The organism is Pantoea sp. KPR_PJ, from assembly GCF_041386365.1.
Lineage (GTDB): Bacteria > Pseudomonadota > Gammaproteobacteria > Enterobacterales > Enterobacteriaceae > Pantoea.
The window spans coordinates 30,576-52,647 of the sequence record NZ_JABMIK010000011.1 but is presented as its reverse complement, the minus strand read 5'-3'; the positions used below and the strand labels follow the sequence as shown (position 1 = coordinate 52,647).

Annotated in this window: 21 protein-coding genes; 11 read left to right on the top strand and 10 right to left on the bottom strand. The window is 57.9% G+C overall.

Going from position 1 to position 22,072, the window contains the following annotated elements; all coding sequences use genetic code 11:
- Nucleotides 1-54 precede the first annotated feature (54 nt).
- Entirely contained in the window at nt 55-636 is a 582-nt protein-coding gene (locus tag HP564_RS18615; RefSeq protein WP_371245321.1) for a DNA-3-methyladenine glycosylase I, read from the bottom strand.
- Between the two features lie 139 nt (nt 637-775).
- Between HP564_RS18615 and HP564_RS18610 the strand changes: the two genes are divergently transcribed.
- The 5 genes from HP564_RS18610 (at nt 776) to HP564_RS18590 (ending at nt 4,888) form a co-directional block, all read left to right on the top strand.
- Nucleotides 776-1,468, top strand: a complete 693-nt coding sequence (locus HP564_RS18610) for an autotransporter (RefSeq protein ID WP_371245320.1) — start codon at nt 776-778, stop codon at nt 1,466-1,468.
- A 76-nt stretch (nt 1,469-1,544) separates the two neighbouring features.
- Nucleotides 1,545-2,222 (top strand): hypothetical protein, encoded by a 678-nt coding sequence (locus HP564_RS18605; RefSeq protein WP_371245319.1) that lies wholly within the window; start codon nt 1,545-1,547, stop codon nt 2,220-2,222.
- A 103-nt stretch (nt 2,223-2,325) separates the two neighbouring features.
- On the top strand, nt 2,326-2,862 hold the full coding sequence (gene dnaT / locus HP564_RS18600; protein WP_371245318.1) for a primosomal protein DnaT: 537 nt from the start codon (nt 2,326-2,328) through the stop codon (nt 2,860-2,862).
- Nucleotides 2,862-3,602, top strand: a complete 741-nt coding sequence (dnaC, locus tag HP564_RS18595) for a DNA replication protein DnaC (protein ID WP_371245317.1) — start codon at nt 2,862-2,864, stop codon at nt 3,600-3,602. The genes dnaT and dnaC overlap by 1 nt, the downstream gene beginning before the upstream one ends.
- Before the next feature lie 152 nt (nt 3,603-3,754).
- Nucleotides 3,755-4,888: an ROK family protein gene (locus tag HP564_RS18590; protein WP_371245316.1), complete on the top strand. Its 1,134-nt coding sequence runs from the start codon at nt 3,755-3,757 to the stop codon at nt 4,886-4,888.
- 119 nt (nt 4,889-5,007) lie between these two features.
- On the opposite strand, the gene xylR is transcribed toward HP564_RS18590, so the two are convergent.
- The 4 genes from xylR to xylF form a co-directional block, all read right to left on the bottom strand.
- Complete coding sequence (xylR, locus tag HP564_RS18585; protein WP_371245381.1) at nt 5,008-6,186, bottom strand: D-xylose utilization transcriptional activator XylR; 1,179 nt, start codon at nt 6,184-6,186, stop codon at nt 5,008-5,010.
- 92 nt (nt 6,187-6,278) lie between these two features.
- Nucleotides 6,279-7,367: a xylose ABC transporter permease XylH gene (gene xylH / locus HP564_RS18580; protein ID WP_371245380.1), complete on the bottom strand. Its 1,089-nt coding sequence runs from the start codon at nt 7,365-7,367 to the stop codon at nt 6,279-6,281.
- 79 nt (nt 7,368-7,446) lie between these two features.
- On the bottom strand, nt 7,447-8,967 hold the full coding sequence (locus HP564_RS18575; protein WP_371245315.1) for a xylose ABC transporter ATP-binding protein: 1,521 nt from the start codon (nt 8,965-8,967) through the stop codon (nt 7,447-7,449).
- A gap of 28 nt (nt 8,968-8,995) precedes the next feature.
- A complete protein-coding gene (gene xylF, locus HP564_RS18570) occupies nt 8,996-9,988 on the bottom strand; it encodes a D-xylose ABC transporter substrate-binding protein (RefSeq protein WP_371245314.1) in 993 nt (330 codons plus the stop codon).
- A 337-nt stretch (nt 9,989-10,325) separates the two neighbouring features.
- Here xylF and xylA point away from each other — a divergent pair, with 337 nt between their 5' ends.
- The 4 genes from xylA to HP564_RS18550 all read left to right on the top strand — a co-directional run bounded on the left by xylA (nt 10,326) and on the right by HP564_RS18550 (nt 14,697).
- On the top strand, nt 10,326-11,648 hold the full coding sequence (gene xylA, locus HP564_RS18565; protein WP_371245313.1) for a xylose isomerase: 1,323 nt from the start codon (nt 10,326-10,328) through the stop codon (nt 11,646-11,648).
- A 17-nt stretch (nt 11,649-11,665) separates the two neighbouring features.
- Complete coding sequence (xylB, locus tag HP564_RS18560; RefSeq protein WP_371245312.1) at nt 11,666-13,108, top strand: xylulokinase; 1,443 nt, start codon at nt 11,666-11,668, stop codon at nt 13,106-13,108.
- 98 nt (nt 13,109-13,206) lie between these two features.
- Nucleotides 13,207-13,746, top strand: coding sequence for an isochorismatase family protein (locus tag HP564_RS18555; protein ID WP_371245311.1), 540 nt, complete (start codon nt 13,207-13,209; stop codon nt 13,744-13,746).
- Between the two features lie 18 nt (nt 13,747-13,764).
- Entirely contained in the window at nt 13,765-14,697 is a 933-nt protein-coding gene (locus tag HP564_RS18550) for a GlxA family transcriptional regulator (protein WP_371245310.1), read from the top strand.
- Here the strand turns inward: HP564_RS18550 and HP564_RS18545 are convergent.
- The gene (locus HP564_RS18545; protein ID WP_371245309.1) at nt 14,682-15,677 is read right to left on the bottom strand and encodes an acyltransferase; all 996 of its coding nucleotides are present in this window, start codon (nt 15,675-15,677) and stop codon (nt 14,682-14,684) included. The two genes, HP564_RS18550 and HP564_RS18545, sit on opposite strands and share 16 nt — an antisense overlap.
- Before the next feature lie 180 nt (nt 15,678-15,857).
- Here HP564_RS18545 and glyQ point away from each other — a divergent pair, with 180 nt between their 5' ends.
- Nucleotides 15,858-16,769, top strand: coding sequence for a glycine--tRNA ligase subunit alpha (gene glyQ / locus HP564_RS18540; protein WP_371245308.1), 912 nt, complete (start codon nt 15,858-15,860; stop codon nt 16,767-16,769).
- A gap of 9 nt (nt 16,770-16,778) precedes the next feature.
- Nucleotides 16,779-18,848 (top strand): glycine--tRNA ligase subunit beta, encoded by a 2,070-nt coding sequence (gene glyS, locus HP564_RS18535; protein WP_371245307.1) that lies wholly within the window; start codon nt 16,779-16,781, stop codon nt 18,846-18,848.
- A 140-nt stretch (nt 18,849-18,988) separates the two neighbouring features.
- On the opposite strand, the gene HP564_RS18530 is transcribed toward glyS, so the two are convergent.
- Genes HP564_RS18530 through fdxH form a run of 4 tightly spaced genes read right to left on the bottom strand, consistent with a single transcriptional unit; the run spans nt 18,989 to nt 22,072 of the window.
- Nucleotides 18,989-19,600 carry a glutathione S-transferase gene (locus HP564_RS18530; protein WP_371245306.1) on the bottom strand — a complete coding sequence of 204 codons (612 nt, stop codon included), beginning with the start codon at nt 19,598-19,600 and terminating at the stop codon, nt 18,989-18,991.
- 26 nt (nt 19,601-19,626) lie between these two features.
- Nucleotides 19,627-20,553, bottom strand: coding sequence for a formate dehydrogenase accessory protein FdhE (gene fdhE / locus HP564_RS18525; protein WP_371245305.1), 927 nt, complete (start codon nt 20,551-20,553; stop codon nt 19,627-19,629).
- A complete protein-coding gene (gene fdoI / locus HP564_RS18520) occupies nt 20,553-21,194 on the bottom strand; it encodes a formate dehydrogenase cytochrome b556 subunit (protein WP_371245304.1) in 642 nt (213 codons plus the stop codon). The genes fdhE and fdoI overlap by 1 nt, the downstream gene beginning before the upstream one ends.
- Nucleotides 21,191-22,072 carry a formate dehydrogenase subunit beta gene (gene fdxH / locus HP564_RS18515; protein WP_371245303.1) on the bottom strand — a complete coding sequence of 294 codons (882 nt, stop codon included), beginning with the start codon at nt 22,070-22,072 and terminating at the stop codon, nt 21,191-21,193. The genes fdoI and fdxH overlap by 4 nt, the downstream gene beginning before the upstream one ends.

Here is a 22,072-nt window from a genome sequence, read left to right as displayed (position 1 = left end):
TTAAAAGCGGCGAAATTATGCCGCTTAAAATAAGAGAAAGGGTGAGGGAAACTCCTATTTTTCCGGCATTGAGCGTAAAAGATTGTCTGGATGACAAAAACAGCTGGTCTGATGGTCGCTGATCAGCCCGCAGGCCTGCATGAAGGAATAGCAAATTGTGGGACCGACGAATTTGAAACCACGCTGCTTCAGCGCTTTAGAGAGCGCAACCGCCTGCTCTGAGGTCGTCGGCGCCTCTTTGTAACAGGCAAAATGGTGCACAATGGGTTCGTTATCGACAAAACGCCACACGAAGCGCGCAAAATCCTCTCCTTTTGCTTCCATTGCCAGATAAGCACGTGCATTGGTGATGATGGCACGGAGTTTACCTGCGTGGCGTATCAGACCGCTGTCCTGCATCAGCCGTGCCAGATCCTGCTCATCCATTAGCCCTACTGCCTGAGGGTCAAAATGGTGAAAGGCGCGGCGATAATTTTCCCGCTTTTTCAGCACCGTGATCCAGGAGAGTCCCGCCTGCTGACCTTCAAGGCAGAGCATCTCAAACAGCGCCTGCTTGTTGGTTTGCGCAATGCCCCATTCCAGGTCGTGGTACGCCAGGTAAAGCGGGTCCTGAGTGACCCAGCCACATCGTTGCATGAGTAATATCCTGCCAGTGAGAAAATTGAGCGGCGACGCTTGATCTCAGGTAGAGTCGGTCAATAGTTAAACAGCAGGCGTGACAAAACCTTCTGTTAATCACGCCGATCGTCTTCTTCAGCCTCGTCTGGAGCCGCCCATGTTGCCAAAAAGTCAGTGTGCCAGCCAGCGCCTCACGGCACTGGCGCTGAGCAGTGCGTTGCTTTTTTGCTTTGCAACGCCGGTTTTTGCCTGGAGCAGTGCGCGGCTCTCATCACAGGATGAGCGTGCAGGCGACCGTCTCCCCGATTACAACACTATCCTTGCGGAAAAAATTTCCAGAAACCACCTGATCGTCAGCGATGAGCGCCACTCAGCTTTTCTGGATGCGGCGCTCAATCCGCCCGACGCTGCCTTCACGTTGCGCATGGAGCCGGTGCCGCCCGGCATGCGCTACAGCATGGGCTGGGATATGCCGCTGGGCGCTTCGCTGACAACCGGTCCGGTGGCGCAGTATGTAACCGCACCTGCGCCCTTCAACTGCGTGCCGTGTGATTTCAGCCGCGACGGTGTCGCGACGCTGGGCTGGCGCGTTGACTCGAGACTGGGCTGGATCGCACCTTATGCGCAGCTGAGCTACCGCTATCGACCGGGTGAAAGTCTGGCTGACGAAGGGCATGTTGGCCAGTCCGATGAGGCGACTGAGCGGCAGGAGCGAGGAGCAGACATCAGCGTGGGCGCGCAGATCCCCCTGAACGGGCGCATGGCGGCCTTCGCGGCTTTTTCACAAAACGCTGCGCTCAACAGCGGTGAGCAGTTTATTTACAGTCTGGGGGTGAGCGCCAGTTTTTAGCCGGGGGCATAAAATGAGAAAGGGCGGGTCAGTTACGCCATATAATAAGCGCGCTAATCATAATGTTGGTAATAATATGCGCGAACAATTTTTAATCCTCGGCCGTGAATGCGCGGCTTTTTTATTTGCAACACTGTTTCTTGTCACCATGATGTCGGCTGTCTATATCGATGTTAACTGGATGAATGACGCGATGCATGAAACATCGCTGACGGAGACGCTGCAGGAAATCATGCTGGCCTCTGTCGCAGCAATGTTCTTCTGGTCAGCCCGTTCTCGTCCTGCCCAGCGTGGCGCGTTGATCCTGACTGGTGGCTTCTATGCCTGTATGTTAATCCGCGAGCTGGACTTTATGTTCGATACCGTGGAGCACGGCAGCTGGGTGTGGTTTGCGCTGGCGACCGCAGCGGCCTGCCTTGCCCTCGCGCTGCGTTCTCCGCGCGACACGCTGGAGGGGCTCGTTACCTTTGTGACGGATCGCAGCTGGTTAATGACCGCCAGCGGTCTGCTGATCGTTCTGGTGTTTTCTCGCCTGTTCGGTATGCATCAGCTGTGGCAGCACCTGATGATGGATGGCTATAACCGCGTGGTAAAAAATATGGCGGAAGAGGGAACCGAGCTGCTGGGCTACAGCCTTTGCTGGCTCGCCTCAGTGCGCTATCTGTGGCAAACGCGCACCGCGGCTGCCGGGATAGCCGTGGTCGAGCCGGTTCACGCCATCCTTTCCCGCAAACCGGTCTCCTGGTCCTCGTAAGTCTCGCCTTTTTTGACGATCCCGGACGCTAAAAAAGGTACAATAAAGGCTTGTGCGCCGATGCTCTGTCGGCGCAACGCGCAGGCCAACGTCAGGTTTCATCATGTCAGTCAAAATTCTTACTTCTACGCTTATTGGTCTGGATGCTTTCCGTCAGGATCCACGTCAGGCGCTGCACCAGGCAGAAAACGGCACGCTGGCAGTACTGGATAATTACACGCCGGTACTCTATGCCGTGACGCCCGAGCGGCTGGCGCATCTGCTGGCGCTGGAGGCGGCGGCACAGCAGCCCAGTGATGTGGCGCTGGACGACAGTTTATATGACGACCTGCCCGCGCCCCTGCCGACGCCGGTCGGGAAGTTCGCCATGTATTCGGGCTGGCAGCCCGATGCCGATTTTCAGCGACAGGCTGCCATCTGGGGCGTGGCGCTCAGCGAGCCGGTGACGCCCGCTGAGCTGGCCGCTTTCACGGCCTACTGGCAGGCGGAAGGTCGTCTGTTTCATCATGTGCAGTGGCAGCAGAAGCTGGCGCGTAGCGTACAGATGAACCGCGCTGCTAATGGCGGCCAGCCGAAACGCGATATCACGCAAATCAGCAATACTGATTACAACATTCCCGATGGGTTTCGAGGTGAGTAATGAAAACGCCGACCGATCTCTTCAGCCGTTTAAAAAAAATGATGCCCGCGAACGTGCAGCCGAAGTTTACCAGTGGTGAAGAGCTGCTGGCGTGGAATCAGGAGCAAGGGCGTTTACGTTCAGAGTCCATCGTTCGTGAAAACCGCGCCATGAAGATGCAGCGCGTTATGGGGCGCTCCGGTATTCGCGAGCTGCATATGAACTGTTCGTTCGACAACTATCGCGTCGAAAATGAGGGGCAGCGCCGGGCGCTGGCCATGGCGCGCCAGTATGCCAGCGATTTTGACGGCAGTATCGCCAGCTTTGTCTTCTCTGGTCGTCCGGGCACCGGTAAAAACCACCTGGCGGCCGCCATCGGTAACGATCTGATTTTGCGCGGTAAAAGCGTGCTGATTGTCACCGTAGCCGATCTGATGTCCAGTATGAAGGGCACCTTTAGCGGCGGCAGCGATATCACCGAAGAGCGGCTGTTGCAGGATCTCAGCACTGTCGACCTGCTGGTCATTGATGAGATCGGTATGCAGAGCGAATCGCGCTATGAGAAAGTGATTATTAATCAGATCGTCGATCGCCGTTCGTCGTCAAAACGTCCAACCGGTATGCTGTCGAATCTCGATCCCGCCGGCATGAACACGCTGCTGGGTGAGCGCGTAATGGATCGCATGCGCCTCGGCAACAGTATGTGGGTGCGCTTCGACTGGGAAAGCTACCGCAGCCGCGTGCGCGGTGACGAGTACTGATGCGGTAGCAAGCGACAAACCGGGCCTGACCCGGTTTTTTTACGCCTCTGCCATCCTCGCTTTGTTTGTGTGAAACAGCACGCAAAAGTGCCGCATGTTGGGCATCCCGGCGCTGTTAAACTGAAAGACGTCTTTTCTGTCAGGTATGCGCCATGAAAAATTTGGGTAAAGGTCCTGCACTACTCAGACTTAACAATCAAAAGCGCGTGATGAGGCAGCTGCGTCGGCTGCGTGTGACCTCGCGTCAGGATCTCGCCCGCCTGCTATCGCTGAGCAAAAATACGGTTTCGCTGATAGTCGACGATTTGCTGGAGCAGAAGCTGGTTCAGGAGCTGGGCCCGGTCAGCGTTGCCGCCGCCGGACGACCCAGGATTGAGATTGCACTGCTGCCAGAAACGTTAAAAAGCGCGGGTGTGATGGTGGAGCGCAACGTCATTTACTGGCGCGTTTGCGACTATTTTTCACGGGTCATGGTCGAACAGACGCGGCGCATCGACACCTCTAATCCCAGCGTGCTGCTGGAAGCGGTGGCGACGCTGTGCGCGCAGCTGGTGGAAAAGCATCCGCAGCTGCTGGGCATCGGACTCGGCTTTCCCGGCATTGTCGATCCGCAGCGTGGCTGGATGCATCTTTCAACACATCTTGGCTGGCAGGATGTCGATTTACTGACGGCCGTCAGGCAACGAGTGAAGCTGCCGCTGCGCGTGATGAATAACGTCAAAGCATCGGCGCTGCTGGCGGTGCAGCAGCTGGGGCTGAACACGGAAAGCAGTCATTTCTATCTGCGCATCGCGGAAGGGATGGGCGGCGCGCTGGTTCAGCAGGGCGAAGTGGTTACAGGCAACAGCTGGACGGCCGGCGAAGCGGGGCATCTCAGCGTGCAGCCGGATGGCCCGCGCTGTCGCTGTGGGCGTCAGGGATGCGTTGAGATACTGGTCAGCAAGCCGGCAATAGAGCAGCAGCTGGCGCAGCGGCGTCCCGGTTTAAGCTGGCAGACGCGCGACGAAGCGCCGAAAGTGGTTGATGAAGTGATGCAGCAGGCCGCCGGATTTCTGGCGAAGGCGATTGCGCAGATCATCCTGCTGCTGAATCCTGCGACCGTCATTATCGACGCGCCGTGGAATCAGCACGCGCTGTTTTGCGATACGGTGCGCAAACGCATTGATTCGGGCACACCTGCCTTTACGTTTCAGAATACGACGCTGCATTTTTTGCAGACGCGCCTCGATCCGGCAGTCGGACTGTCGCTGGCGGTCATTGAGCAGTTTGAACAGCGTCAGGATTAACGATCAGAGCGCTGACCCTGAACTCTCGCCGGGCGGCGTGATCCGCTGTTGCCTGCCGCGCTAATATGGCCTGCTGCAGGAACGGTTACGCGGTGCCGCTTTATCCGATCAGTGCCGGTCTACAGCACCTTTTCGCCGTGATGCTGGCGATACTCTTTTGGCGTGGTGGCGTAGCTTTTCTTGAACACCGAATAAAAATATTGCAGCGAAGGGTAGCCACACATCTGAGAAATCTCATTGATGTTCAGGGAGGAGGAAGCCAGCAGCTCACGCGCCTTTTCCAGTTTTTCGCGATGAATCATCGCATGAATGGTATCACCCGTTTCATCACGAAAGCGTTTTTCCAGATTGGAGCGTGACAGGCCGATAGCGTCCAGAACCTGCTCTACTTTGATCCCTTTACAGGCGTTAAAGCGAATATAGTGCATCGCCTGAATCACGGCGGGATCGCGTAGTGACCGGAAATCAGTAGAGCGACGGGCGATAACCTTTACCGGCGGCACCAGAATGCGCTGGAGCGGCAGCGGCTGTTTATCCAGCAGGCGATGAAGCAGCTTAGCCGCCTGATAACCCATCTGTCGCGAGCCTTGTGCAACAGAAGAGAGCGCTACGCGTGACAGATAGCGCGTCAGCTCTTCGTTATCAATGCCAATCACGCTCAGCTTTTCCGGCACCGGTATTTTCAGATGCTCGCACGCCTGCAGCAGATGACGCGCACGCGCATCGGTCACCGCGATAATACCGGTCTGCTGCGGCAGGGTTTGCAGCCAGTCAGCCAGTCGGTTCTGCGCGTGCTGCCAGTTCTCCGGCGCGGTATTCATTCCCTGATAGACCACGCCCTGATAGCGTTCGCGCTGTACCAGCTGGCGAAACGCATGCTCACGCTCCTGCGCCCAGCGCTTGCCGCTGGAGGCGGGCAGACCATAGAAGGCAAAGCGATTAATGCCTTTCTCCTTCAGGTGAAGAAAGGCACTCTCCACCAGCGCTGCATTGTCGGTGGCGATATAGTGCACCGGCGGATAATCCTGCTGGCGATGGTATGAGCCGCCCACGCCCACAATGGGCACGTCGACGTTTGCCAGCAGTCGCTCGATGGCGCTGTCATCATAGTCGGCGATTACGCCATCGCCCAACCACTCGCGAATGTTATCGATTCGACAGCGAAAATCCTCTTCGATAAAAATATCCCAGTCGGTTTGCGAAGCCTGCAGATATTCACCAACTCCCTCCACGACCTGGCGGTCATAAACCTTATTGGCATTGAACAGCAACGTGATGCGATAGCGTTTTTCATGCATGGTGGCGCGCTCTCCTGAATCCCAGCGCCATGCATAGCACGGCCAGATGAACAGCAGAAATTGTTTGCGCCACGTTGTGATCGCCAGCGCGATTACACCCGGCGGCGCGTCGCGGTATCCATCCACACCGCCAGCAGCAGAATTGCCCCTTTGACGATGTACTGCCAGAAGGTTGGCACATCCATCATGCTCATGCCGTTATCCAGCGAGGCCATGATAAAGGCACCCATAACCGCGCCTGCCACTGACCCGACGCCGCCCGCCAGGCTGGTACCGCCGATTACGCAGGCGGCAATGGCGTCCAGCTCAGCAATATTCCCCGCCGAGGGTGAACCTGCGCCAAGGCGTGAGCTGAGGATCAGACCGGCGATCGCCACCATCACACCGTTGATGGCAAATACAGCCAGTTTGGTACGAGCCACGTTAATACCGGAGAGGCGCGCGGCGTCAAGGTTGCCGCCGATGGCATAGATGCGGCGGCCAAAGGCGGTGCGCGTCGCCATAAACATGCCGCCCAGCAGCAGTAATGCCAGCAGCAGGACAGGCGTTGGCACGCCGCGATAGTCGTTCAGCAGCCAGATCGCGCCGAGAACCAGTATGGCCGTCATCGCCTGGCGAGCCACGGTGCTGCCGACAGCGGACTGCGTTAGCCCAAGCTGTTGACGACGCAGGCGCAGCCGCCACTGCCACAGCATAAACAGCGCCAGGCCAGCGATGCCAAAGCCAAAACCTACGCCGTCAGAGAGATAGCTTTGTCCAATCTGCGACATGGCAGGCGTGGTTGGCGCGACCGTGGTGCCGTTGGTGATGCCGACCAGAATACCGCGAAACGCCAGCATCCCTGCCAAAGTTACGATAAAGGAGGGGACTTTGCGGTAGGCGACCCACCAGCCGTTCCAGGTGCCGAGCAGCAGCCCCATCAGCAGCGTAACCACGATGGTCAGCGGCAGCGGCCAGCCGAGCCAGACGTCAAAAATTGCCGCCGCGCCACCCAGCAGGCCCATCATGGATCCGACGGAGAGATCGATCTCTGCCGAGATAATGACGAACACCATGCCGACCGCCAGGATGCCGGTGATCGCCGTCTGGCGCAGCAGGTTAGAGACGTTGCGCGCGCTAAGCCACGCTCCGTCGGTGGTCCAGGTAAAAAACAGGGCGATAAGCAGAATGGCACCCAGCATCACCAGCACCTGTAGATTCGGCAGCGCGAATTTTTTTGGCGACGGCGCGCCTGGCAGCGTGCCCTGACGACTTTCCGTTTTAAGCATAATGTTCACTCCGCAGGGCCGCTTCCATCACTTGCTCCTGAGTCAGGTTGTCGTTAATCAGATCGGCTTTGATCTGCCCTTCGTGCATCACCAGAACGCGATCGCTCAGGCCCAGCACTTCAGGCAGTTCAGATGAGATGACGATCACCGCAATCCCCTGCTGCACCAGAGCGTTGATCAGCAGGTAGATCTCCTGACGTGCGCCAACGTCGATACCGCGCGTGGGTTCGTCGAGGATTAAAATCTGCGGGTTAAGCAGCAGGCATTTAGCGAGAATCGCCTTTTGCTGATTGCCGCCGCTTAAACGGCCAATCGCCAGCTCCGGCGAAGAGGTTTTGACCCGCAGCCGGGCGATCGATGCGTTGATAGTGTGCTGCTCGCGTGTCTCATCCAGCGGTGCGAAACGGTGGCTAAACTGATCCAGCGCGGCCAGCGTGATATTTTTACCCACGCTCATCAGCGGCACGATGCCATCTTTCTTGCGGTCTTCCGGCACCATCGCGATACCCTGAGCAATTGCCTGCTGGCAGTCGCGGATCTGCACCTTTTTGTCGTTGATCCAGATATCCCCCTGCCAGCGGCCCGGCCAGACACCGAACAGGCACTGGACCGTTTCAGTCCGGCCCGCGCCTACCAGTCCGGCGATGCCGAGGATTTCGCCGCGCTTCAGGCTGAAAGAGACGTCGTTGACGCGCCGGATATGGCGGTTAACCGGATGCCAGGCGGTAAGGTTTTCTACCCGCAGCACCGTTTCGCCAATGGTGTGGCGCTGATGCGGATAGAGCGCCGTCAGCTCCCGTCCTACCATCATGGTAATGATGTCGTCCTCACTGAGCCCGGCGGCCGGACGAGTGGCGATATGCTTGCCGTCGCGGATAACGCAGATGGTGTCGGAGATTGCCTTCACCTCGTTCAGCTTGTGCGAGATATAGATGCAGGCGATGCCGTGATCGCGCAGATTGTTGATAATGCTCAGCAGCACCTCGGTTTCCCGTTCGGTGAGTGACGAGGTTGGCTCGTCGAGGATCAGCAGTCGCACCTGTTTGTTCAGCGCGCGGGCGATCTCAACCAGCTGCTGCTGGCCCAGTCCGAGATCGCCGACTCGCGTATCCGGTGAGACATCAAGCTTCACCCGCGCCAGCAGCTGCTGGCAGCGCAGCGTCATGGTTTCGTCATCAACGATGCCAAAGCGGCCCAGCTCCGCGCCGAGAAAGATGTTCTCCATCACCGTGAGCTGCCGTACCAGCGCCAGCTCCTGATGAATGATCACTATTCCTTTGCGTTCGGTGTCGCGAATGGTTTGCGCCTCTATCAGGTCACCGGAAAAGTGGATCTGGCCGTCAAAGTCGCCGTGCGGGTAGAGCCCACACAGAATTTTCATCAGCGTTGATTTACCTGAGCCGTTCTCACCGCACAGCGACATCACCTCGCCGCTCTCCAGTTGCAGGCTGACGTTATCCAGCGCTTTCACCGCGCCGAAACGCTTGGTGATGTTGTTCATTTCCAGCAGCATCGCTCTCTCCTCTTCGCGGCGCGCGCGCTCAGAGCTCGCTCTTTTTATGAAAACCGTCTTTCACCACGGTGGCATCAATATTCTCTTTGTTGACCGGAATGGGCGTCAGCAGACGTGAGGGAACCTCTTTCAGGCCGTTATTCAGCTTGCCGTTGCTGGCTGGCGTCTTATCGTTACCCAGCTCAATAGCAATGTTGGCGGCTTCGGTAGCCAGTTGAGTGATGGGTTTATAGACCGTCATGGTCTGCGTGCCGTTAATGATGCGCTTGATAGCGGCAAGGTCAGCATCCTGGCCAGAGATGGCGACTTTGCCCGCCAGGCCCTGTGCGCTCAGCGCCTGAATCGCGCCGCCTGCGGTGGCATCGTTAGACGCGACAACCGCATCAATGTGGTTGCTGTTAGCCGTCAGGGCGTTTTCCATGATTTTTAAGGCGTTTTCTGGCAGCCAGGCGTCAACCCACTGGTCGCCCACCACCTTGATACTGCCGTTGTCGATATAGGGTTTTAACACCTTCATTTGCCCTGCGCGAAACAGGTGTGCGTTATTATCGACGGGGGATCCGCCCATCAGAAAATAATTTCCTTTTGGTACCTGCTTCACAAGACTTTCTGCCTGAAGTTCACCGACCTTTTCATTATCGAAAGAGATGTAAAAATCGATATCGGCGTTATTTATCATGCGATCATACGCCAGCACTTTTATGCCTTCGCGTTTCGCTTCGGCCACCACGTTACTTAATACCTGGCCGTTATAGGGAATGATGACCAGCACATCGACGCCGCGGTTGATCATATTTTCTATTTGCGACATCTGCGTCTCTTCATTGCCGTTGGCCGACTGCACAAATACTTTGGCACCCTGCGATTCAGCCTGCTTAACAAAGATGTCGCGATCTTTTTGCCAGCGTTCCAGACGCAGGTCATCAATCGCCATACCGATCTTCACTTCTTTTGCTGTGCCCGCATGACTGAACAGGGCCAGCGCGGCGCAGGCGGCTAACAGCGTAAGTTTCATTTTCATGGTATTCATCCTGTAGGTAGAGGCTGTTGTCGTTATCGCTATGTACCAGGCGGATGAATTGTTGACCCGATTCTCCGGCAACATCAATTACTGATTTTTATCCGGCAATTACGTTTTTTGGTTTATTTCTGTTTTTATGAGCCCGATCGAGATTTAACAATTTTAGGAGGATCGAATCGGGTTTCTGGCCCGATTACTTATTAATTTGCGAGCCGCAGCACAAATAATAATTATCTTAACCAGGGTGTGAAATTTCGTAATTGAGCAGGCTGAAAGCGCACACGCAATATAAAGCTTCACGGCCGACTGTCCGGATTTTCACGCTGAGGAGCGAAACATGCACGCCTATTTCGACCAGATCGAACGCGTTCGTTTTGAAGGGGTAAAGAGCACCAATCCACTGGCTTTTCGCCATTACAATCCAGACGAGGTGATCCTCGGCAAAACCATGGCTGAACACCTGCGCTTCGCCGCCTGCTACTGGCACACCTTCTGCTGGAACGGTGCCGATATGTTTGGCGTGGGGGCCTTTGATCGACCGTGGCAGAAAAGCGGCGACGCGCTGCAGCTGGCAAAGTTAAAAGCTGATGTAGCCTTTGAGTTTTTTCACAAGCTGAATGTGCCCTACTACTGCTTTCATGACGTGGACGTTGCGCCAGAGGGAGATTCGCTGCGCAGCTATCAGGAAAATGTCGCGGTGATGACTGATAAACTGCTGGAAAAGCAGCAGGAGAGCGGCGTGAAGCTGCTGTGGGGCACGGCCAACTGCTTTACCCACCCGCGCTATGCCGCAGGCGCGGCGACCAGCCCCGATCCTGAAGTGTTCGCCTGGGCCGCCAGCCAGGTATGCAGCGCCATGCAGGCAACCCAGACCTTGGGCGGCGAAAACTATGTGCTGTGGGGCGGGCGTGAAGGCTATGAAACCCTGCTGAATACCGATCTGCGCCAGGAGCGCGAGCAGATTGGCCGTTTTATGCAGATGGTAGTCGAGCATAAGCATAAGATCGGATTTCAGGGCACGCTATTGATTGAGCCAAAACCGCAGGAGCCCACTAAACACCAGTATGATTATGATGTGGCAACGGTTTATGGCTTCCTGAAGCAGTTTGGTCTGGAAAAAGAGATCAAGGTTAACGTTGAGGCGAACCACGCCACGCTGGCCGGTCATTCTTTCCACCATGAGATTGCCACGGCGATTGCACTCGGTATTTTTGGTTCGGTAGACGCCAACCGTGGCGATAGCCAGTGTGGCTGGGATACCGACCAGTTCCCGGTCAGCGTCGAAGAGAATGCGCTGGTGATGTATGAAATCATTAAAGCGGGCGGTTTTACCACTGGCGGCCTGAACTTTGACGCCAAAGTGCGTCGCCAGAGCACCGATAAATACGATCTGTTTTATGGCCATATTGGCGCGATGGATACCCTGGCGCTGGCGTTGAAAGTGGCGGCGCGCATGGTAGAAGCGGGCGAGCTGGATCAGCGGGTGGCGCAGCGCTACAGCGGCTGGAATGGTGAGTTCGGCCAGCAAATTCTGAAAGGCGAGTTTTCTCTTGCTTCACTGGCAGCGCATGCTCAGCAGCAGCAGTTTAATCCGCAGCATCGTAGCGGGCGCCAGGAGCAGCTGGAAAACCTGGTGAACCATTATCTTTTCGATTTTTGAGTTTATCGGAGCAAGTCATGTATATCGGGATCGATTTGGGCACGTCCGGAGTAAAGGTGGCGCTGCTGGATGGGCAGGGAGGCGTGGTGGCGGTCACCAGCGCACCGTTACAGGTGTCGCGTCCTCGCGCACGCTGGAGCGAGCAGGATCCCGAAAGCTGGTGGCAGGCAACCGATCAGGCTATGCAGGCACTGGCGCAGCAGCAACCGTTAAGCGAGGTTAAAGCCATTGGCCTGAGCGGTCAGATGCACGGCGCGACGCTGCTCGACAGCGAGCATCGGGTTCTGCGTCCGGCTATTCTCTGGAACGACGGGCGCAGCGGCGAGCAGTGTCGGGAACTGGAGCGGCGCGTGCCTGCCTCGCGCCAGATTACCGGCAACCTGATGATGCCGGGCTTTACCGCACCAAAGCTGCTCTGGGTGCAGCAGCATGAGCCGGAAATTTTTCAGCAGGTGGCCAAAGTGCTGCTGCCAAAAGATTATCTGCGCTGGCGGCTGAGCGGTGACTTCGCCAGCGATATGTCTGATGCGGCCGGCACAATGTGGCTGGATGTGGCGCGGCGCGACTGGAGCGATGACATGCTGTCGGCCTGCGATCTCACGCGCGACCAGATGCCCTCTTTGTTTGAGGGCAATGCTATTACTGGTTCGCTGAGCGATGAGATTGCTGCTCGCTGGGGCATGCAGCCCGTGCCGCTGGTGGCAGGCGGGGGAGATAACGCCGCAGGCGCAGTGGGTGTTGGCATGACGGAGCCGGGCCAGGGCATGCTTTCGCTCGGCACGTCTGGCGTCTATTTCGTTGTCAGTGACGGCTACCTCAGCAATCCGCAGCGCGCGGTGCACAGCTTCTGTCATGCGCTGCCGCAGCGCTGGCATTTGATGTCGGTGATCCTCAGTGCGGCGGCTTGCCTGGACTGGGCTGCTGAGCTGACCGGCTGCGCCGATGTGCCACAGCTGCTGGCGGAAGCTGAGCGCGCAGAGAGCAATACGCCGCCGCTGTGGTTTCTGCCTTATCTTTCTGGTGAACGCACGCCGCACAATAATCCGCAGGCGACAGGCGTTTTCTTTGGCCTGACGCACCAGCATCGTCGGCCTGAACTGGCGCGAGCGGTGCTGGAAGGCGTCGGTTATGCGCTGGCGCAGGGCATGGATGCGGTGCATGAGTGTGGCGTCACGCCCTCCAGTATTATGCTGATCGGCGGTGGCGCGCGTAGTGCGCTGTGGCGTCAAATGCTGGCCGATATCAGCGGCCAGACGCTCGACTACTGTCAGGGGGGCGACGTCGGCCCGGCACTGGGCGCGGCGCGGCTGGCGCAGCTGGCGATAGATCCGCAGGCGACGATGCCCGCTTTGACGCGGGTACAGCGTCATCAGCCGGAGAGGGCACGCTATCAGCATTACCAGCCGCTGCGTGAAACTTTTACGCGCCTCTATACCCAGCTGGCACCGCTGATGCAATAGCCTGTCCTGCACTGGCACGATCTTGTCCCGATCTGGCCTTCTTCCTGCGCTTCAGGCCCGTCATGATGGGCCTGAATTCATTTTTCAGGAGGCCGAAAATGGCACAGGCAGCACTGTTGGTGATTGATGTTCAGGACTCTTTTCTACACCGCGAATTCTGGCAGGAGAATGACTTTCCAGCTTTTCAGCGCAACATCAGTGCGCTGATTGAGGGCTGCCAGGCCAGGGCAATGCCGGTGGTGGACGTATTCCACGTTGCGCCGCAGGGGCCGTTCTCGCTGGCGTCCGGCTGGGTCAGGCGGATGACATTTTTACAGCATGAGCCGACGCTAAGCGTGCAAAAACATGTTCATAACGCGCTGACTGAATCCGGCCTCCTGCTGTGGCTGCAGGAACGCGCCATCGACACCCTGATTATCAGCGGCATCCGCACCGAACAGTGCTGCGAAACCACCGCGCGCGTGGCATCCGATCTCGGTTTTAAGGTACTGTTTGTTTCCGAAGCAACGCTGACCTTTCCGATGACCCATAACGGCATCACGCTCAGCAGCGCCGAACTGATTCACCGAACGGAAACCGTGCTGGCTAACCGGTTTGCAGAGGTGGTAAGCGTGGAAACGTGCCTGGCGCGCGTCTGACTGAAAGAGGTGAGGCCTATGCCACAAACCGTCTGGTTTTTGATATTGCCTGGCGTGATGACGCTGGACGTGACCGGTCCGGCGGAGACGTTGCGGCTGGCGGGAGAACGCTTCACGCTGCGCTATATCGGACCAGAGGCGTGGGTTCTGAGCTCAACGGAGATGACCATTGCCGGGATTGAGCCGCTGCCGGAAACGCTGCCCCCTGATAGCCTGCTGGTGGTGCCGGGTGTCTGCGACTCCGCAGTCTGGTTGCGCACGCCGCAGGCGGAAAGCGCGCGCCGCTGGCTGCGACGCCAGCAGCCCCTGCTGCGCGCGCGACAGATTACGCTCGTCTGCGTCTGTTCCGGCGCGCTGCTGGCAGCGCAGGCCGGTTTGCTTGATGGCGTTGCCTGCACAACTCATCACGACGTGCTGTCGCATCTGAAAGCCGCGGCGCCTGCTGCGCTGGTTAAGGAAAATCGCGTCTTCGTTGACGACGGCAATATCTGGACCAGCGCGGGTATTACGGCAGGTATCGATCTCGCTCTGCACCTGATAAACCGACAGTGCGGGGCTCAAACCGCGCTGGATGTAGCGCGCGACATGGTAGTGTGGTTTCGCCGCTCAGGTGACGATCCGCAGCTGTCACCCTGGCTGCGCTACCGCAATCATCTCCATCCGGCGATTCATCGCGCGCAGGACGCAATGATCGCCTGTCCCGAGCACAGCTGGTCGCTGGACGATCTCGCCGCGCACGTTCACGTCAGCGGCCGCCATCTGGCGCGCCTGTTTCGCCAGCATCTGGGGATCAGCGTACGCGAATATCACGAGCAGCTGCGGCTGGGCATTGCACGTCAGCGCCAGCAGCAGGGCGAAGGCGTGGAAAAGGCGGCGCTGGCCGCAGGTTTCTCCTCCGCGCGCCAGTTACGACGCGCCCACGCGCGCTGGCGAGATCAGCTGACCCAGTGACGCCTGTCGAGACGTTGCAGGCCCATCGCCAGCAGCAGGCTCCCCACCAGCGTGACGCCAAATACCCAGGGCATATCCAGCAGCGGCCATGACATATCGTCATAGTGGCGCGTGCGCAGAAAGTGAATAAAAAGCGCATGGAAGCCATAAATGGGCAGCGAATAGCGTGAGAGCGTGCCGAGTACCGGCAGGGTGCGGGCATTTAGCGTGTTCTTGAACAGCACCAGCAGGCTGATAGCAGCGATAAACACCAGCGGCCCGCAGTAGAGATACCAGGTATCATTGAACGCGCCGTTGACAATCAGTGCCTGCTTTGTGCCAAGCGTGATGCCGATGACACAGGCAGTGAACAGGCCCGCCGCCAGCGGCGTCACGCCGCGTCGCGCTGTCTCCATGGTGCCGATGGCGCGTCCCAGCAGGGCATAGAGCAGATAGTAGATACTGTCACCGCTGACATAGAGATTAACCGGCAGCCAGTGAAACGGCCCGACCGCCTGATCGACCGTGTTTGGGTTCGCCAGCACCGCCAGCACGATAACCAGCAACGCCACATAGCGTGCCTGCACGGTTTTCACCTGAATCAGTGGCGACAACAGATAGATGCCGATCAGCGCAAAGAAAAACCACAGGTGGTAGAACACCGGCTTCTGTAACATCTTCAACAGCGAGCGCCCTTCGCTGATGGGCGTCAGCCAGGTAATGTAGGCCAGCGCCACTGCGCTATAGAACAACAGGCAGAGCACCAGCCGCAGCAGATGGCGCGGCTGCGCGCTGCGTTCACCAAAGAACAGATAGCCTGAAATCATAAAAAAGAGCGGTACGCAGACGCGCGACGCGGAATTCAGCAGGTTAGCAACGTCCCACCCGTATCCGGTCACTGCCATGGGGCCGGTGATGTACCAGGTCGTGGTATGGATCACAATCACCATCAGGCAGGCGACCGCGCGTAAATTATCGATCCAGCAAATCTTGTGCGACATCGGGTCCTCATGCGCATTAGGTTGGTGCGAAGAAGGGTAGACAGTCACATCGGGCACAACAACCTTTCGCAACAGCTTTAGGAGCCGTCTGGCGACAGGATTTCCGGCTGCACATCGCGCGGTCAAAGGGTATACTGTCGCCCTCTTTTTTCATCTACCCGACTCGCGTGCGAAATCATCATGCAAAAGTTTGATACCAAAACCTTTCAGGGCTTGATCCTGACATTGCAGGATTACTGGGCGCGTCAGGGCTGCACCATCGTTCAGCCGCTGGACATGGAAGTGGGCGCTGGCACTTCACACCCTATGACCTGCCTGCGCGCACTTGGCCCTGAGCCAGTTGCCGCAGCCTACGTACAACCGTCACGCCGTCCAACCGACGGACGCTACGGTGAAAACCCGAACCGCTTACAGCACTATTACCAGTTCCAGGTGATCATCAAGCCATCGCCGGACAACATTCAGGAGCTGTATCTCGGGTCGCTGAAAGAGCTGGGTATCGATCCCACCGTGCATGATATTCGCTTCGTGGAAGATAACTGGGAAAACCCAACGCTGGGTGCCTGGGGTCTCGGCTGGGAAGTCTGGCTCAACGGTATGGAAGTGACGCAGTTTACCTACTTCCAGCAGGTGGGCGGGCTGGAGTGCAAACCGGTAACAGGTGAGATCACCTATGGCCTTGAGCGTCTGGCGATGTATATCCAGGGCGTTGACAGCGTTTACGATCTGGTCTGGAGCGACGGCCCGCTGGGTAAAACCACCTACGGTGACGTGTTCCACCAGAACGAAGTCGAGCAGTCGACCTACAACTTCGAATACGCCGACGTCGATTTCCTTTTCACCTGTTTTGAGCAGTATGAAAAAGAAGCGCAGCAGCTGCTGGCGCTGGAAAAACCCCTGCCGCTGCCGGCCTATGAGCGCATTCTGAAAGCTGCGCACAGCTTTAACCTGCTGGATGCGCGTAAGGCGATCTCGGTTACCGAACGCCAGCGCTATATTCTGCGCATCCGCACCCTGACTAAAGCCGTGGCTGAAGCCTACTACGCCTCCCGTGAGGCGCTGGGCTTCCCGATGTGCAATAACAACAAGTAAGAGGCAGCCATGACTGAAAAAACGTTTCTGGTGGAAATCGGTACCGAAGAGCTGCCGCCGAAAGCTCTGCGCAGCCTGGCCGAAGCCTTTGCTGCACAGGTAACGGCTGAACTGGATGGCGCAGGTCTGGCTCACGGTGACGTGCGCTGGTACGCCGCGCCGCGCCGCCTGGCGCTGAAAGTGGCCGCGCTGAGTGCGGCACAGGCCGACCGTGAAGTTGAAAAACGTGGCCCGGCCATTGCCGCGGCCTTTGATGCCGACGGCAATCCGACCAAAGCGGCGGAAGGCTGGGCTCGCGGCAACGGCATCACCGTCGATCAGGCCGAGCGCCTGAGCACTGACAAAGGCGAATGGCTGGTCTATCGCGCGCAAGTGAAAGGGGAGTCTGCCCAGTCGCTGCTGCCTGGCATGATCGCCACCGCGCTGAGCAAGCTGCCGATCCCGAAACTGATGCGCTGGGGCGCGAGCGACGTGCAGTTTGTCCGTCCGGTGCACACCGTGACGCTGCTGCTGGGCGACGAGCTGATCCCGGCCACTATTCTCGGCATTGAATCCGGGCGCACTCTTCGTGGTCATCGCTTTATGGGTGAGCCTGAGTTCACTATCGACAGCGCCGACCAGTATCCCGATATTCTGGAAACGCGCGGCAAGGTTATTGCCGATTACGCCGTGCGCAAGGCGCAGATTAAAGCCGATGCGGAAGCGGCCGCTCGTCAGCTGGGCGGCAACGCCGATCTGAGCGACAGCCTGCTGGAAGAGGTCACCTCGCTGGTGGAGTGGCCGGTCGTGCTAACGGCTACCTTTGAAGAGAAGTTCCTCAAGGTGCCTGCCGAAGCGCTGGTCTACACCATGAAAGGTGACCAGAAATATTTCCCGGTTTACGACGATGCAGGCAAGCTGCTGCCAAACTTTATCTTCGTGACCAATATTGAATCGAGCGATCCAAAGCAGATTATCTCAGGTAACGAGAAGGTAGTACGTCCGCGTCTGGCGGATGCTGAGTTCTTCTTTAACACCGACCGTAAAAAACGTCTGGAAGACCATCTGCCGCGCCTTGAAACCGTGCTGTTCCAGAAAGAGCTGGGCACGCTGCGCGACAAAACCGATCGTATTCAGGCGCTGGCGGGCTGGATTGCGGCGCAGACGGGGGCAGACGTCAACCACGCCACGCGTGCCGGTCTGCTTTCCAAGTGCGATCTGATGACCAACATGGTGTTTGAGTTCACCGACACGCAGGGCGTCATGGGGATGCACTATGCCCGTTTCGACGGCGAAGCCGAGGACGTGGCGGTCGCGCTGAACGAGCAGTATCAGCCGCGCTATGCTGGTGACGATCTGCCCTCTAACCCGGTTGCCTGCGCGCTGGCCATCGCGGACAAGATGGATACCCTGGCAGGTATCTTTGGCATCGGACAACATCCGAAAGGCGACAAAGATCCCTTTGCGCTGCGTCGTGCCGCGCTGGGCGTGCTGCGCATCATCGTCGAGAAAAATCTCCCGCTCGATCTGCAAACCCTGACCGAAGAGGCGGTGCGACTCTACGGCAGCAAGCTGAGCAATGGCAACGTAGTCGATGATGTGATCGACTTTATGCTGGGCCGTTTCCGCAGCTGGTATCAGGAAGAGGGCCACAGCATTGATACGCTACAGGCGGTGCTGGCGCGCCGTCCGACCCGTCCGGCTGACTTTGACGCACGCATGAAAGCGGTGTCGCACTTCCGCACGCTCGATGAAGCGGCAGCGCTGGCGGCAGCCAACAAGCGTGTCTCCAACATACTGGCGAAGTCGACCGAAACGCTGAACGAGAGCGTGCAGGCGTCACTGCTGAAGGAGAACGAAGAGATCCAGCTGGCAACCTTCGTCACCGCGCTGGGCGACAAGCTGCAACCTTACTTTGCCGAGGGCCGCTACCAGGATGCGCTCATCGAGCTGGCGCAGCTGCGTACCGCCGTCGATAACTTCTTCGACAAGGTCATGGTCAACGCCGATGACGCAGAGGTGCGTGTTAACCGGCTGACGCTGCTGGCAAAACTGCGAGCGTTGTTCCTGCAGGTGGCGGATATCTCACTGCTGCAATAAACGTTGCAGGCGATAAAAAGGGACGAGAAATCGTCCCTTTTATTGTTTTAGCGGGCAACGCTGGCAGTATGTCGCTGTCGCTGTCGCTGTCGCTGTCGCTGTCGCTGTCGCTGTCGCTGTCGCTGTCGCTGTCGCTGTCGCTATGCCGCCGGCGGTGCTGTGCGCGCGAAACTCTCACGCTGAAATACCCTCTCCGCCAGCTTCACCAGCGCCGGGCGATCCACGCACCAGTTCGGCACGACATGACGAAAATTGATATAGCCAATCATGCAGCCCGTTGTAATGTCGGCAAGATTGAGCGTGCCGCTGTTAAGTAACCTGCCTTCGGCGGCGAGCATTTCCAGCTTATCCAGACCGCGCAGAATCTTCTCACGGTGACGCGTCATCACCTCAGCAGACTGCTGTTCCGGCGCGCGCAGTTTCTCGCGCACGATGATGCTGGCGCAGTCGCTAACGCCATCGGCCAGTCGCTCAACCTGACGAACATGCAACGCCTGCCAGGGATCGTCCGGTAGCAGTGCGGGGGCATCGCCGCGCAGCTCCAGAAACTGCGCGATGACGGAGGAGTCGAACCAGGCCTGGCCCTCGTCGTCAATCAGCGTTGGCACCTTACCCAGCGGATTGTAGTGCGAGACATGGCTGTCGGGGCTGTAAGGTGCATCGTTAACAAACTCAAAAACGATGCCTTTTTCCAGCAGAATAACCGAGATTTTCCGTACAAAGGGACTGGTGTAGCTGCCAATCAGTTTCATCGCCTTCTCCGCCATCAAAGGGTTAATCAGCGCTCATCGGGAAACAGGAACGGGTTCAGGCTACTGCGTGAAAAACCTTCCTGCTCCATGCGGGCATCCAGCACCAGCGACGCAAGATCGTCGGCTACCGGCTCTACCGCCGGATCCTTCTCCTGGTACAGCATCTTCAGATAGGTGCCACAGTCGCCGCAGCTCTCTGCTTTAACCGAGGCGTGTTCGCTGTCGAGTGACCAGTAGTGCAGATCGCGCGTCTGTTCGCAGTTGCTGCACTTGCTACGCGCAACATACCACTCGCTCTCGCATAAGTTACAGTGCAGGTAGCGCAGCCCCTGCTGCGTGCCTAAATGCACCACGCTTGCAACCGGTATGCTGGCGCAAACCGGGCAGAACTGGCGCTGTTCGCCATATTCAGCGCGTGCTTTGCCGGGAATGAGCGCCGCCATCTGTGCCCAGTAGACCGAAAGCGCCGCCCAGATAAAGGGGGCTTTGTCACTGCTGACCAGTGCAAACTCGCCTGTCAGCAGTGCGCTGGCGAGCGTCTCCAGTTCGCCAGCGGCAGTTTTCTCCAGATTTTCCAGCACCGCCAGCGCCTGTCCGGTCATCTCTGGCTTGAGCTCCGCAATCAGTGAATGGAGCAGACGATGCCAGTGCGCATCACGCGGCAGCGTGTGGATATCCAGCGGCGGTTTGCCCTCGGTGGCGCTCTGCACCAGGCGAGCATGGAGATCGCAGTGCAGGGGGTGGTCATACAGAACGATCTCCTGCGCCTGTGCGATTTTCGCCGCGAAACGCAGATAGTCACCAAGGGGATTTTTAGGTGCCAGCTCGCGCAGCCGCGCAGCGCGGCGGCTATAGAGGTTTTTCAGCCGCGGAAAAAGTAACGGCGGAATGGTATCCGCCGTTGTTTTCTCGCTCTTCTCCAGCTGGTCTTGCGGGATAATGCGAATACTCATCAGGGGCGTTTTTCCTGTTGTGTTGAGCGGTTACGCTGCTCGCGATACCAGCGGGGATGATGTTTTTCCGCCCATGCGGATGTCACCCAGCCTTCAACCATGGCCGTCAGCGTGCCTTTGACCCACAGCGCCGCATAAACGTGCACCATGATCGCTACGATCAGGCCCACGGCAGCCAGCGAGTGCACCAGCAGTGCCGCACGGATCAGCGGGATGCTGAAGGCGCCGGCAAACCAGGGACGCCAGATCGCAATACCGCTAAGCAGCAGCACTGTTAAGCAGATGATAGCAGCCCAGAACACACACTTCTGGCCGAAATTATAGCGGCCAGTATCACCGACCTCCTGGTTAAGGGCAATTTTATGGATATTGCGGGCCCAGAGCAGGTCATCTTTATTCACCAGATTATGCTGCCAGTAGCGGAAAAACATCAGCATAAAGGCGATAAACATCGTTACGCCAATGAAGGGATGCAGGATGCGCGCCAGCTGTGGCGTGCCCAGCACATTCATCAGCCAGTTAAACGAGGGGAAAAGGAAGCCCAGCCCGCTTAGCGCGACCAGCACAAAGCAGGCGGCAACAATCCAGTGGTTAATACGCTCTGCCGCACGATAGCGGATGATGCGGTCGCCTTGTTTCATTCCTTGTTTTCCTTATGCTCGTCTTCAACGCGGTTTGGCCCGACGCCAACATAGTGAAATACCGAGGCGGCAAAAGTGGCAGCAAAGCCAACCGCCGCCAGCGGTTTCCAGATCCCTTTCCAGAAGGTGACGGTCGGGCTGATGCCGGGATTCTCCGGCAGTCCATGATAGAGCTGCGGCTTATTCGCGTGGTGCAGTACATACATCACATGCGTGCCGCCAACGCCTGCCGGATCGTAAAGTCCTGCATTTTCAAAGCCGCGCGTTTTGAGCTCGGCAATGCGTTCTGCCGCCAGCTGCTGCATCTCGTCTTTGGTGCCGAAGCGGATAGCGCCGGTTGGGCAGGTTTTGACGCAGGCTGGTTCCTGACCAACACTGACGCGATCGACGCAGAGCGTGCACTTGTAGGCGCGGTTATCCTCTTTATTGATTCGCGGCACGTTGAACGGACAGCCTGCAATACAGTAGCCACAGCCGATACAGTGCTCAGACTGAAAATCGACGATGCCGTTGGCGTACTGCACAATTGCGCCCGCTGACGGACAGGCTTTCAGGCAGCCGGGATCGGCGCAGTGCATACAGCCATCTTTGCGGATCAGCCACTCCAGACGACCATGCTCTTCAGTTTCTGAGAAGCGCATAACTGTCCAGGCTTTAGCGTCGAGGTCAGTCGGGTTGTCATAGACACCGATGTTATAGCCCACGTCGGTGCGGATATCGTTCCACTCCGAACAGGCTACCTGGCACCCTTTGCAGCCGATACAGGTGGTCACGTCGATTAGCTTGGCAACCTGCTGCCGATGATCGCGCGCCTGCGGCGCGGGCGTGAGGGAACTGGTCGCGGAGCGACGAATAATGTCCTGTGTGGGGTTAGCCAT

Coding starts and splice junctions, on each gene's coding strand:
- HP564_RS18615 (WP_371245321.1), bottom strand. CDS start 636: ATGCAACGATGTGGCTGGGTCACTCAGGACCCGCTTTACCTGGCGTAC.
- HP564_RS18610 (WP_371245320.1), top strand. CDS start 776: ATGTTGCCAAAAAGTCAGTGTGCCAGCCAGCGCCTCACGGCACTGGCG.
- HP564_RS18605 (WP_371245319.1), top strand. CDS start 1,545: ATGCGCGAACAATTTTTAATCCTCGGCCGTGAATGCGCGGCTTTTTTA.
- dnaT (WP_371245318.1), top strand. CDS start 2,326: ATGTCAGTCAAAATTCTTACTTCTACGCTTATTGGTCTGGATGCTTTC.
- dnaC (WP_371245317.1), top strand. CDS start 2,862: ATGAAAACGCCGACCGATCTCTTCAGCCGTTTAAAAAAAATGATGCCC.
- HP564_RS18590 (WP_371245316.1), top strand. CDS start 3,755: ATGAAAAATTTGGGTAAAGGTCCTGCACTACTCAGACTTAACAATCAA.
- xylR (WP_371245381.1), bottom strand. CDS start 6,186: ATGCATGAAAAACGCTATCGCATCACGTTGCTGTTCAATGCCAATAAG.
- xylH (WP_371245380.1), bottom strand. CDS start 7,367: ATGCTGGGTGCCATTCTGCTTATCGCCCTGTTTTTTACCTGGACCACC.
- HP564_RS18575 (WP_371245315.1), bottom strand. CDS start 8,967: ATGCTGCTGGAAATGAACAACATCACCAAGCGTTTCGGCGCGGTGAAA.
- xylF (WP_371245314.1), bottom strand. CDS start 9,988: ATGAAAATGAAACTTACGCTGTTAGCCGCCTGCGCCGCGCTGGCCCTG.
- xylA (WP_371245313.1), top strand. CDS start 10,326: ATGCACGCCTATTTCGACCAGATCGAACGCGTTCGTTTTGAAGGGGTA.
- xylB (WP_371245312.1), top strand. CDS start 11,666: ATGTATATCGGGATCGATTTGGGCACGTCCGGAGTAAAGGTGGCGCTG.
- HP564_RS18555 (WP_371245311.1), top strand. CDS start 13,207: ATGGCACAGGCAGCACTGTTGGTGATTGATGTTCAGGACTCTTTTCTA.
- HP564_RS18550 (WP_371245310.1), top strand. CDS start 13,765: ATGCCACAAACCGTCTGGTTTTTGATATTGCCTGGCGTGATGACGCTG.
- HP564_RS18545 (WP_371245309.1), bottom strand. CDS start 15,677: ATGTCGCACAAGATTTGCTGGATCGATAATTTACGCGCGGTCGCCTGC.
- glyQ (WP_371245308.1), top strand. CDS start 15,858: ATGCAAAAGTTTGATACCAAAACCTTTCAGGGCTTGATCCTGACATTG.
- glyS (WP_371245307.1), top strand. CDS start 16,779: ATGACTGAAAAAACGTTTCTGGTGGAAATCGGTACCGAAGAGCTGCCG.
- HP564_RS18530 (WP_371245306.1), bottom strand. CDS start 19,600: ATGAAACTGATTGGCAGCTACACCAGTCCCTTTGTACGGAAAATCTCG.
- fdhE (WP_371245305.1), bottom strand. CDS start 20,553: ATGAGTATTCGCATTATCCCGCAAGACCAGCTGGAGAAGAGCGAGAAA.
- fdoI (WP_371245304.1), bottom strand. CDS start 21,194: ATGAAACAAGGCGACCGCATCATCCGCTATCGTGCGGCAGAGCGTATT.
- fdxH (WP_371245303.1), bottom strand. CDS start 22,072: ATGGCTAACCCCACACAGGACATTATTCGTCGCTCCGCGACCAGTTCC.